This window comes from Moraxella sp. K127, assembly GCF_015223095.1.
Lineage (GTDB): Bacteria > Pseudomonadota > Gammaproteobacteria > Pseudomonadales > Moraxellaceae > Moraxella.
Genome location: NZ_JADFBZ010000003.1, coordinates 25,571 through 37,926, shown reverse-complemented (window position 1 = coordinate 37,926; position 12,356 = coordinate 25,571). Strand labels below are relative to the sequence as shown.

Annotated in this window: 10 protein-coding genes, 1 tRNA gene and 2 pseudogenes; 1 reads left to right on the top strand and 12 read right to left on the bottom strand. The window is 43.4% G+C overall.

Annotated elements, in window-relative coordinates; genetic code table 11:
- The 3 genes from IM753_RS01115 to IM753_RS01105 all read right to left on the bottom strand — a co-directional run bounded on the left by IM753_RS01115 (window position 1) and on the right by IM753_RS01105 (window position 2,639).
- On the bottom strand, window positions 1–462 hold the full coding sequence (locus IM753_RS01115) for a low molecular weight protein-tyrosine-phosphatase (RefSeq protein WP_194108453.1): 462 nt from the start codon (window positions 460–462) through the stop codon (window positions 1–3).
- A gap of 230 nt (window positions 463–692) precedes the next feature.
- Entirely contained in the window at window positions 693–1,739 is a 1,047-nt protein-coding gene (locus IM753_RS01110) for a mechanosensitive ion channel family protein (protein ID WP_227713037.1), read from the bottom strand.
- Between the two features lie 24 nt (window positions 1,740–1,763).
- Window positions 1,764–2,639: an energy transducer TonB gene (locus tag IM753_RS01105; RefSeq protein ID WP_062499486.1), complete on the bottom strand. Its 876-nt coding sequence runs from the start codon at window positions 2,637–2,639 to the stop codon at window positions 1,764–1,766.
- Window positions 2,640–2,790: 151 nt separating this feature from the next.
- On the opposite strand from IM753_RS01105, the gene IM753_RS01100 reads away from it, so the two are divergent.
- Window positions 2,791–2,881, top strand: a tRNA-Ser gene (locus IM753_RS01100).
- 38 nt (window positions 2,882–2,919) lie between these two features.
- Here IM753_RS01100 and IM753_RS01095 read toward each other — a convergent pair.
- The 9 genes and pseudogenes from IM753_RS01095 to IM753_RS01060 form a co-directional block, all read right to left on the bottom strand.
- A complete protein-coding gene (locus tag IM753_RS01095; RefSeq protein ID WP_227713036.1) occupies window positions 2,920–3,234 on the bottom strand; it encodes a DUF3817 domain-containing protein in 315 nt (104 codons plus the stop codon).
- A gap of 114 nt (window positions 3,235–3,348) precedes the next feature.
- Window positions 3,349–3,717, bottom strand: a complete 369-nt coding sequence (locus tag IM753_RS01090) for an MliC family protein (RefSeq protein ID WP_062499490.1) — start codon at window positions 3,715–3,717, stop codon at window positions 3,349–3,351.
- Window positions 3,718–3,819: 102 nt separating this feature from the next.
- A pseudogene (locus tag IM753_RS12905) lies at window positions 3,820–4,026 on the bottom strand (OST-HTH/LOTUS domain-containing protein); the annotation flags it as partial.
- Window positions 4,027–4,062: 36 nt separating this feature from the next.
- Window positions 4,063–4,998, bottom strand: a pseudogene (locus tag IM753_RS01085) (NYN domain-containing protein); the annotation flags it as partial.
- 1 nt (window position 4,999) lies between these two features.
- The gene (gene topA, locus IM753_RS01080) at window positions 5,000–7,687 is read right to left on the bottom strand and encodes a type I DNA topoisomerase (protein ID WP_370582799.1); all 2,688 of its coding nucleotides are present in this window, start codon (window positions 7,685–7,687) and stop codon (window positions 5,000–5,002) included.
- Window positions 7,688–7,797: 110 nt separating this feature from the next.
- Window positions 7,798–8,325, bottom strand: a complete 528-nt coding sequence (locus IM753_RS01075; protein ID WP_065255486.1) for a hypothetical protein — start codon at window positions 8,323–8,325, stop codon at window positions 7,798–7,800.
- 24 nt (window positions 8,326–8,349) lie between these two features.
- Entirely contained in the window at window positions 8,350–8,733 is a 384-nt protein-coding gene (locus IM753_RS01070; protein ID WP_194108452.1) for a response regulator, read from the bottom strand.
- A gap of 141 nt (window positions 8,734–8,874) precedes the next feature.
- Complete coding sequence (locus IM753_RS01065) at window positions 8,875–10,977, bottom strand: ATP-binding protein (RefSeq protein ID WP_227713035.1); 2,103 nt, start codon at window positions 10,975–10,977, stop codon at window positions 8,875–8,877.
- Between the two features lie 129 nt (window positions 10,978–11,106).
- Window positions 11,107–12,099, bottom strand: coding sequence for a galactose ABC transporter substrate-binding protein (locus IM753_RS01060; RefSeq protein ID WP_227713034.1), 993 nt, complete (start codon window positions 12,097–12,099; stop codon window positions 11,107–11,109).
- Window positions 12,100–12,356: the final 257 nt, after the last annotated feature.

The window sequence follows — 12,356 nt, the reverse complement described above, 5'->3', positions numbered from 1 at the left end:
TTATTTTCCGCCCTGCCAAAGGTCTAGCCATGCACGGCTGACACGCTCAATATGCCCAAACATCGCCCGAAAATCGCTCACATCGCCATAATATGGGTCGGCAACTTCTTGTTTGGTAAATTTATCAAACAGCATAACTTGGGCGGTGGCATTGGTCGGCATCACCTTTTTGATATTGGCTAAGTTGTTGTTATCCATCGCAAAAATTATGTCAAACTTATAAAAATCCTGCGTGGATAGCTGTCTTGCTCTAAGAGAAGTTAAGTCAAAATCAAGCGTACCGCCAACGTCTATCGCACGTGGGTCAGGCTTTTCGCCCACATGATGATTGCCCGTACCTGCTGAGTCAAAATGGATGCTAAGTCCTTGATTTTTTGCAAGTTTTTCCATAACTGCTTGGGCAGATGGGCTACGGCAAATATTACCAAGGCAGACAAAAAGAATGGATTTTGGGGTAGTCATGATGATAGCCATTGTAGTAGATGGTTGCTTAGATGGTTACTTGGATGATTACTTGGATGAGCCGAGATAATCACTGGGCATGAGTGGTGTTACAAGTTATTTTATTACAAATTACAGATGACCCATAGAACACCTGTAATTTGTCTTTATTCTGCTTTATGCTTATTAAATTATGGACTGGGTTTGTGTGATTGATGAACAAACCAAATAAAAGTGGATTGTTTTGTTGTTTATTTCATCTTGACTTCATGGCTATCAATACCTTTGGCGGTCATCAACATGTCATCAAGCCCATCGATTTGCAATGTGCGAATGGGAAAAGGAATGTTAATGCCCTGCTCATCAAAGACATATTTGATGCGTTCTAACAGATCACAGTGTACCACCCACCAGTTATCATTATCGGTCCACAGATACAGGATAAGGTTCACCGAACTGTCAGCAAGTTCCGTTACACGCACAATGGGTTTGGGGTCTTTTAATACCAATTCATGCTCATCTGCAACTTGTATCATAAGATGGCGTGCGGTCTTGATATCGCTGTCATAACCGATACCCACAGCCACCTCCACACGGCGGTTAGGTAAAGATGAATAGTTGGTGCTTGCTGATGTCATGATGTCGCCGTTAGGGATGATGACCTCATGGTTATTGGGCGTTCGTATGCGAGTGCTTACCAAGGTAATCTCTTGAACAGTGCCTGTATGCCCTCCAATCTCCACATAGTCGCCACGGCGAAAAGGGTGAAATACCACAATCAGCACACCTGCCGCTAGGTTTGATACCTGATCTTTTAAGGACACACCAATGGCGACAGTCATGGCACCAAGTACCGCCACAAAGGATGTGGTGCTAATACCAAGCTGGTTTAGGGATGCCAAGATGACCGCTGCCAGCATGACTCCATAAAGCAAATTGCCCAAAAAGCTCACCGCCGTGCCGTCCATCGAGCTACGCACCATGGCACGTTTGGCAAGATTAACAATGCGTTTGCCAATCCACTTGCCCACATAAAAGATAATAATGGCAAGCACGGCTTTGATGGCAAATTCAGCAGAGTTGGCGATGAGCGTGCGAGTATCCACCGTAATACCGAGCAATTCTAGGGTATAATCACTGGCGGTCTCTACGGTTTTGGTCGTACCCGTAACAACCTCTCGGGTAGTCTCCGCCACCATCTCGCCTGTTTTTGATGCGGTGCTTTCTAGGCGTTCGGCGGACTGTTCGGCACTATTTTTCAGTTCGTCAAGAATCGGAGCGGGGGTTTGTTTTGTCATAATTTAGGGTTTATCAAAATTGTGTTAATTGGTTACTTCAATTTTATCACTATATCGCCATGTACGAATGATTCTAATCTCGCTAAGCTTACCCATCTCTTCATCAAAATGACCATAAGGAGCAGATTGACGAACCGATTGCTTGGCAGCTTCGTCTAATATGGCAGAACCTGACGATTCAAGCAGACGAATCGCTTTGACATAACCATCGGGTGAGATAATCACCATCAAACGAACATCGCCCATGATATTATTGCGACGTGCTTCATTAGGATAATATTGATTGGCGATACGCTCAACATGGCGACGAAAATTTTCCAAATATCCTGCCGCAACCCCATGTGTGGTTGCATTGCTATTAACCGTGTGAATGTTGGATTTGGATGAAAAAACTTGCTGTTTTTGAGACAGTTGAGCTTCAAGTGTACGAATTTTTTTACGAATACGTTCTTCTTGGGACTCCAAATCGTTTTGATTTTTTTTGGTATTGTTGTCATTTTGGTTGTTTACATAGCGGACAGACAGTGTGGTACGTAGATAATTTTCTTGGTAGGCCTCTTGACGGCTTTGTTTTTGCAAGTTAATAATGTCTTGGGTCTCCTCCATGTCATCACTGACATCAGGACTGATCATGGTTGTTTCTTGGCGTAACTGCTGACGCACCTCTCCGCCACCCTCTTGACTGGCATTTGCCACAAAACGTGCTTCTTTGTTTTTCTCTTTATTATCACTTAAAACCGTCGCCACTTCTTGTGCCATCTCATTGGGCAACACATCTGCATTAAAACTCACCCCAAAAATCACAAAGACATGTACCGCCACTGCAATAACGGTCGCCATGGGAATGTCTGGATTTTTATCTTGTAGAATATGGCTTAGAAAATCAGGCAAGCTAGGCACAGGTTTTCTCTTAAATCAAAATGGTTGATATTCTATCTTAATTTGATAAAATTAACAAGTTGGCGATGGGCATTTTTCATCTTAAATCTTGTCCAATAACGAATAAAAAAGATGACAAAACTAAAAAATCCTGTTATAATTGTTAGATATTGGTGACGTGGCTGAGCGGTTGAAAGCGCACGCCTGGAAAGTGTGTATACGTTAATAGCGTATCGAGAGTTCGAATCTCTCCGTCACCGCCATATTGTAAGCCCTGAATCTCATCAGGGCTTTTTACTCATCACTCATCTGTCGCATCCAGCAGTTTGGCATCTGCCAGTTCTAGCTTATGAATGTATCTTTCAAACCAAAATGGAACAAATGGCAAAACAGAAGCCACAAGTCCGATGACAAAAACTTTTAATGACCAGCCCTTTACCTGACACGCCAAAAGTAGCAGCACAATAAACAACACAAACATCACCCCATGGAACATGCCTGCATATAATACCAAAAATGGTTTGCCCATCATGTACTTTAAAGGCATGGCAATCCCCAAAAGCAGGATGAAGGATACCCCCTCCAAAAAACTCACCAAACGCAATAGCTTTGTCATGATTTTTCCTGATTTAAAAAGCGTTATTCATCAATAATAAAATAAAACAAATGATAAAACAAAACACCGAACGAGCGGTGTTTTGTGTTGGTATCTTACAACTTAGGGCGTGCCTTATTGTGCAGTACAGCTTACCTCAGCTGTGCCGTGTACGCCTGGATAACTAAATATTGCCATGTCGCCTTTTTCATGCCATTCGCCACCATGACCGAAGATGCCAGTATTTGACACATAACGTGAGCCTGACCCTCTCGTTGCAGCATTTAGAGTAGTGGTCGCACCTTGCAAAGTCAGTTCAACTTGGTTGTCATTGGGATAGTATAAAGATGGGGTCATGCCGTTATCGCACGAGAAAACCTTGGAAAATGGTTGATAATCTGGCAAAACAACCGCTGATGTGGCAGTTTGGTTAAGTGTTTTGGCATTGTTACAGCCTGTTAGTGTAAGAGCAACAGCCGTTAGTACTAATGCAAGTTTTTTCATGACAGCTCCTTAGAAGCGTGGTTAAAATAAAAAAGAAAATTAAAAATTAATTCAACCATTGTACGCAAAAATTGGATAAAATACAAGGTAATATTGTTGCAATTATTTCTCTTTTATTGATAGCAGTTTAATTTGTGTTTTATCTGTATCTAATTCAAAATATTTACTGTCGATGGCTTTGATAATTTCTTGAATATTTTGATAGCCAAAAATTCTAGGATTCAAATCTGGGTTTCTTTTAGCAATCTCAATTGCTAAAAGATTGATAGAAGTCCACTCATTTAAACCACGATAATCTATTATCACATCATGAACGATTTTTAGCACCTTGGCGAAACTGGGTTTTTTCCTTACAAATTTTTGTGAACCTTCTAGTTTTATCTCAAACAAATCTAATGCCTGCAATAATCCTGATAGTTTGGCACGCCTATAAGTTCTTGTATCAAAATCAGGCTTAATGGTTGCCAAGTGATTGCCTAGCGTAGATAAATTTGCCCAACCATCATCATCCGCAACATCTTTGATGGATTTATAAATAAGTTGCAAAGTTGGCTCGTCTACCTCAACTTGTTGATTAGGCATGGTTGTTGGTTTTTGATTAATATCACTAGACGATTGTTTAGTGCTGTCTTTTGGCGGTGTATTTGCGTTGTCTGCTGTTTTATTTTTTTCATCAGTAGTGATGAATTTTCCTTATTATCAAGTATTTCATTGGTATCATTTTCCACATAGTTTTGAGTTAGATTTTCTATATAAATAAATTTGTCGCACGCATTGATAAAAGCACTTGGTGTTTGGGTTTTGCCAAATCCATAAACCGTCAAGCCACTTTCACGAATACGACTGGCAAGCGGAGTAAAATCGCTGTCGCTTGATATAATAAATCTCTTTCCAAACTAAAAATAAACCCTTATAAGTATTGGGGTTGAAGTTTTTAAAAATCCATAAAAATCAGGGTTTGGAAAGAAGTCTAATACAAAAGCCATCTAATTGATTGCCATACAGCAAATCCATGGCATTGATGATAAGCATCATGTCCGTGGCATCTTTGCCTTTGGTGTAGGCAAACTGCTGAATGGGTGTAATGGCATGCGATAGCGAAACATCACGCCAAACGTGTAGGCGATTGGTTGGCTTGCCGTTTTCATTAATCTCGCTACTTCAATCGCCATAGACACGCTTGACGATTGGCACGCCATATTTGGCAATCTCTTGTAGTACAAGCCCTATGGTCTTGTGAGATGTATTATCTGCATCAATGAGTACCGCCAACTTTTTCATATCACTCACTCACCCAAGTCCCATCTCTCCACACCAACGCAAACTTGGTCGCCTTACCGTCCTTTTCTGAGCCGATATATTGCTCGGCATTTTTGCGAGACCATCTTAAAATAGTCGGATTGCCGTCATTGTCAGCTGTGGGGGCGGATAGTAGATAGTGGAATTTGGGATCAAGCTCGCCTTGTATGGCTTGCAATTCTGCCACTTTGGGCGGACGAGTTTCACGGATTTTGGGGAACTTGCTCGCTGCCAAAAACAGCCCAGCCGCTCCTTCTCGCAAGATATAATGGTCATCAAACCGTACTGAACGTAAATGTGGCATTAAAATGGGCGTCATGCGTGGCGGTGCAGGTTGTCCGTCTTTTTGGACTTTACGGGTGTTGTCGCATTTTTGGCAAGCAAAATACGCCCCAAATCGCCCCGTTTTTAACTCCATTTGCCCATCGCATTTGTCGCAGTCAATGGTTGGTGCGTCATTGCCTTTGTGGGTTTCAAACACGCCTTTTTCTAGCAAATACCCATCGCAATCGGGGTTATTACCACAAACATGCAACTTTAATCCCCCATCCACGATATAGCCGTCCATTGCCGTGTGGCATTTTGGGCAACGCTTTTTTTCTAATAACGACAAAATCTCGTCCGACTCATCGTCTGCCGTCTGATTGGCAAAGGCTTCTACCGCCATGAGATTTTTTGTGCCTTTACAGCGTTCTTTTGGCGGTAAGTTATAGCCTGTACAGCCCAAAAACACGCCCGTACCGCCTGTACGAATCTGCATGGGGCGACCGCACAAATCGCAATGCACATCAGGGACATCGGTGGGGTCGTTGGGTTTCATGCCGTCTTTGGCTTTGGCGGTTTCTAATTTGCCCTTAAAATCGCCATAAAATTCATCCAGCACCGCCTTATAATCCACATCGCCCTCTGCCACATGGTCAAGTTTGTTTTCCAAATTGGCGGTAAAAGTGTAATCCATTAAATCAGGGAAACTGCCTGTCAAGCGGTCGGTTACAATGTCGCCCATTTTTTCGGCAAATAGGCGTTTGTTTTCGGTGCGGACATAGCCACGCTCTTGAATGGTGGAGATGATAGACGCATAGGTAGACGGTCGTCCGATACCACGTTTTTCAAGCTCTTTGACAAGGCTGGCTTCGGTATAACGAGCTGGCGGTTTGGTAAAATGCTGGCTTGGGATAATCTCGTTTACCGTCAAGCTCTCGCCCACGTTGACATCGGGCAGTAGCACATCATCGCTTTTGGCAGGGGGCTGGGCTTTGGTGTAGCCGTCAAACGTCATGACACGCCCTTTTGCCTTTAATTCCACATTGCCAGACGACACGGTCAAGGTCATGGATAGGTACTGGGCAGGGGGCATTTGACACGCCACAAACTGTCGCCAAATCAGCTCATAAAGCCTTTGGGCATCTCGCTCCATGTCTTTTAGATGAGCGGACAAGACTGCCACATCAGACGGACGAATGGCTTCGTGGGCTTCTTGGGCGTTTTGTTTGTTGCCATAGACGTTGGGCGATTTTGGCAAATATTGACTGCCGTAATTGGTTTCAATGTACGTTCGTACACTTGATAAAGCGTCCGCACTCAAAAACGTGCTGTCGGTACGCATATAAGTGATATAGCCTGCTTCGTACAGGCGTTGGGCGAGCATCATCGTTTTTTTGACGTTAAAGCCAAGGCGTGTGCTTGCCGACTGCTGTAAGGTGGACGTGATAAAGGGAGCGGACGGCTTGGACTGGGTGGGCTTTTGCTCACGGTCGGACACGATAAAGGGGTTATTATTTAAAATATCAACCACCGCCATAGCTTCTTTCTCATTGGCAAGGCTTAACTCTTTGCCATTTTGGCGGACGGCTTCTAGATAAATGTTTTCTTTTGAACTGCTTAATGTATCGGCATGAATTTGCCAATATTCGGTGGGCGTAAAGGCACGAATCTCACGCTCTTTTTCTACGACAAGGCGAGTGGCAACCGACTGCACACGCCCTGCCGACAAGCCACGAGCGACCTTTGCCCACAGTAGGGGCGACACCATAAAACCAACCACACGGTCAAGAAAACGGCGTGCTTGCTGGGCGTTTACACGGTTGTAATTTAAGCTACTGGGGTGCTTAAAGGCTTCGGTAATGGCGGATTTGGTAATCTCGTTAAACACCACACGGCTGTATTTGCTGTCCGCTCCGCCGATGACTTCCTTTAAATGCCACGCAATCGCCTCCCCCTCACGGTCTAAGTCCGTTGCCAGATAAATGGTGTCCGCCTCTTTGGCAAGGGCTTTTAACTCTTTGATGACTTTGGTTTTGTTGGGCAAAATCTCATAATGAGCCTGCCAGCCGTTCTCAGGATTGACCCCCATACGGCGAACCAGAGCGTTATACGCCTTTTGTTCACGAGACAGTCCCGACTCGTCCGCTTTTTCGGCTTTGCCCGTCCCTGACACAGGCAAATCACGCACATGACCCACGCTAGACCGCACGATATAGCCCGAGCCTAGATATTTGTTAATGGTTTTGGCTTTGGCAGGGGATTCCACGATAACTAGGGCTTTGCCTTTGCCTGACACGGGGGTGTCCGCCATGTCGTCTTTGGCGGTTTTGGTCGTTTTTTTGGCGGGTGCTTTTGTGGCTTTGACGGTATTTTTGGTGCGTGTGCTGGGTTTTTTGGGAAGTGCCATGAGTTGCCTATTTGTCTTATAATGTTAAAATGTTCACTTTATAAGGGGGCTTTGGCATTTTGTCAATAGTTTGGTAAAATATTTTAACAATTTTATATACAAGTGGTCGCTTAGTGGGACGATTTTGGGGTATTGATATTTTGCACGCTTTGCAAAAAAGTTTTGAGTGCGAGCAAATCCTGCTCCATGATTGCCATCGCTTGCTCGTCTTTGATGGCAAAACTTTTGGCGTATTTTTCATCGTACCAGTAAATGGTTATGCTATTGGCTTTGGTGGTCAGTCCTTGGATATAGGACAGTAGTGGCTCGGGGGGCATGCCCACACTGACAGGCACACCATCTTCGTTTTGCCAGTCACCCCCTGTCCACAGCAGGCGTTTGGCAGGCAACTGCCAGCTGTCATCGATGACGGTGTACTGGGCTATCATGCCGTGATTGCCTATCTGTTTATCTTGCCTGCTCTCTTTGTACTGCCTTAGCCAATCAGGCGTGGCAACCAGTTTGGGGTGCAAGTCTATCTTGCGAGCAAACATTCGCATGTCGCCCACTCGCACTTCACTCATCTTTGGCTTTAAGCCCATGATGTTGCCAAGCACAAACAGCACGGCAACGATGACGACAATGACCCCAATACTCACAACTGGCTACTTATTTCTTTTTACTCATTTCTTAGCTTTGGCACTAAGCTCAATCAAGCGTTGCATGCCCGCAATCAGCTCTTCGTCATTAAACGGCTTGTAGATAAAGCCCCTTGCCCCGATTTGCAAGGCTTGTAGTGCTGTCATGCGGTCAGAGAGTGCCGAGACGACCAAAATACTCACGCCCGTTCCTTTGCCCACGATACGCTTGATGCATTCAAGCCCATCCATCTGTGGCATGGTCAAATCCATGGCGATAAAATCAGGACGAAATTCATCAAATTTTAACACCGCATCCACACCGTTATTGGCAGTCGCCACAATCTCAATGTCACTGCCTGCAAAACAACGCTCAATGCGGTTACGAATAATATTAGAATCATCAACAATCATCAGACGATAAGCCATCATGTACTCCAAAAATCAATAGATTAAAAAATCAACAATATCACGCCCTTGTGGCGTGTTTTTATAAAAAATCAATCCACAACTCACCGACCGATGAGTTGTGGCTATGGGGCGTATCAAAAGTGTAACACGCCAACTGGGTTATAGTGCATCAAAGTTAATGATGATTTTCGTGTTCAGTCCCGGCTGACTCTCCACGTTAATCTTACCATTGACTTCTTTGACCCACTCACGCACGATGTCCATGCCCACACCACGCCCACTGTCTTCATCCACACCATTGGCGGTTGAGACACCAGAGCGGAACATGAGAGCATATAGACGGCTGTCGGGCAGGCTTGATGCTTGTTCGGCACTCATGAGATTCATCTCAACGGCTTTTTGACGCAGTTTTTGCAAATCCACGCCTGCCCCATCGTCAATCATACTCATGCGTAGCTGATTGCCGTATTTTAGGAGCATTAACGTGATTTTACCCACGTCACTTTTGCCTGCCTGTACACGCACATCAGGGGTCTCAATGCCATGCACGATGGCATTTTTGAGCAGTTGAATGCCCACATCTTGGCAGAATTTTTTGAGCTTTTCGGTCATGTGAATGTCTTCAAAGCCTGTTAAGTTTACCTTAACTTTCTTGCCTTGACGTTCGGCGATTTGGTCGGCATAGTCGCTAAAATATTCATGGAGTCGCTCACGCTCGCTCGATGAAAAAGGCTTGGCGACATCTTCTTGTACGACCACATCATTGCTTGTAGTCACAGGCTCTGGGGCAATCTCTTTGGCAACGCTACTGATGCGTTGTAGTAATTTCTCTACAAATTGGTTCAAATCCAAAATTTCATTTAGGATGACCGTAAAGCCCAAAAAGTCCTGACCCGATACCGTTGATTGGTTACGGATAAATGCCAGATTTTCTTCGCCTTGCTCGGCAAGACGCACAAAGCTACCCATCTTAATGGCAGATGCTTCGCCTTTTAGACTGTGCATTTTTCTAAACAGAGCTTGGGCTTTATTGTGTAGCTGACCTTCAACTCTTAGAATCTCGTTCATCTCGCTCACACGCTCATAGGTGTTGTTGATGAACTGATTTAGCACGTTGATGTCCACGTTTAGAATATGCCCGATCATCTCAATCTGACGGTCGTGCTGAGCTTTTTCACTCTCCAAAGTTTTTTCAAGCAATACAGAATCGGTTACATCAACGACACTCACAAAGATTTCTTCGACTTCGTCGTTTTCGCTCTCTTGAACACGCAAGAAGCTAAACGACAGGTATTTGACCACTGTTTCGCCCTGCTCATTGATCACGCTGACCTTAACTTGTCTTAGTGGGTTCAAATCACTAATCAACTCTGACACCACCCAAGGGTTATACAGCTGTTCCACAAATAGCTTGGTCGCCTCCACGTCTTCACGCCCAATCATGCCTTGTAATAAGTCGGTTAGGGTCATGCCAGCGATGTCTTTGCGCCCCCAAATGATTTCTAGGTTCTTTGAATGAACATCCGAGATGACAAAGTTTTTATCAATCAAGAACAAGCCTTCTTGTACCGTACCTAAAATGTTGGTAGTTTGGCGTTGAGCCAATAAAAGCTTCGTATCTGATTGCAATAATTGACGGAGCGAACCAAATATGATTGCCAAAAACAGTATGAATGCAATAGAGATACCGCCAACCTGAACCATTTTAAGTTGGTCGGTGCTATTTTGAATAAGACTACCTCTGTAACTCGTAAAATCAGACGTTTCTATCTGCAATGCATTGCTGTACAAACGGGTATAATCCACCAAGTAATCACTGGTTTTCTTTGAAATCACTCCTTTTTCAGAACCCTCAACAAATCTGTCAAGCAAACCTAAGTAGGGAGTCCAAATGGTTTCAATATCCAACAAGATTTTTTGCAAATCGTTAGAATCAACTGCCTTAACAACCACTTCTTGACCTAAAGCATTCTTAACTGTACCGCCTGATTTTAGTGCATGTAAAACCTGGGTAAACTCTTGGGTTTCTGTTTTTAGCTCATTGAGTTGGTAAATAGCCGTCTGCGGCAACAGATCAATGGAAATATTATTTTGATCAACAACTACAGGCTGTTCTGAGTTAATCGTGTTTTGTGATTGTACTGCTTTTAGATACAAATCTAAGTCCAATAGTTTCCTGGATAAACGTTGAACCAAAACTGTCTGCTGAGCGGCAAGCTCTAATTCCTTGGTTGCATTCGCAATTCTTTGTGATGCGACCAAGGTATAACCAGATAAAATAATAACAAGTGCAAAAAATGCTAATGACAATAGAATCAAAGAACGGTATTTAACAATACCTGATTTTTGAAATGTTTGTAAAGTATCTCGAGACATAGCAACCACCCTCCTTTACTGTACTTCTTGATAAGGCACTTGAATTATCCGGTGCTCCATACGATAATCTATTCCATCTAAAGGATCGGTTCCTGCCGCCAAATTTGACGCCAGTCTCAATGCGACTTTTGCTTGGTTTTTTGCATCATTTAGCACAGTTGCTGTCATTCGACCTGACTTCACAGCTTCCAGAGCCTTACTCGTTGCATCAATACCAAAAAGAGGTACGTTGATCTGTTTTTCTGACAAAGCCTCAGCGGCACCTAATGCCATCGCATCATTATTTGCCAAGACAACCTCTACACGTGCAAACTCAGGGTTTAAAATCCATTGACCAACCACGTTTCTCGCTACATCTTGATTAAACATGGCATGCTCATGAAGCACCAACTCAGTCGGCACACCCAGTGTTGGATAGTTTTCCATAGTACTCATTGCCCACTTGGTGCGAGCCTGAGCTCCTGCATGCCCAACCAAACCCTCCAACATAGCAAACTGAATCTTGCCATCTTTATTTTTATCCCAATCAGGATTTTCTTTCCACAACTCAAGTACTTTCAATCCTTGCAAAACACCTGCCTGCGTGGCATCACCATCCACAAAGTAGGCATTCTGGCATTTGGCAAGTGCCTTATCCCCTGGGCTACGATTAAAAAATACCAACGAAACTTTGTCGCAATATCTTTGGATAACCGCCTCACCTTGGTTGACATCAACCAAGTTAATAACCAGTGCTTTTGCACCTTTACTAATCATACTCTCAATCTGCTGATTTTGCGCTTCTTGATTGTTATTCGCATTATCCAAAAATGCAGTTACAGATGACTGAGCTGTAACTTCTGTCTCATAGGCATCATAAAAGGCTTTAAAAAATTCGTTTTGAGTATTGCTGATTGTCAGACCCACGGTTGATTGCGGATAATTGCTCATCTGCACCTGATTCATTGAATTTGAGCAAGCCCCCAACAAGACTGCACTTACTAGTAACCACAAATAAGTTAACTTCATTACAAACACCTTTACAATCTAATAAAGAAAAAATCATACTAATCTAAAAACATATTAAGGGGTATTGAACTTTTGTATTTGCAATGAAAAATGAGAAAATCGCACGTTTTTCAAGGAAGAATACAGATTGATAGTCATTCCATCAATCAAGTTTTTGATAATGAAAAACAAGATTTAGCCATTTCTATTCTATGCAAAAACATTATTTATTTCTACAATATTTCTAAATTTTAAATTGCGTTATAAATGTTCAACGT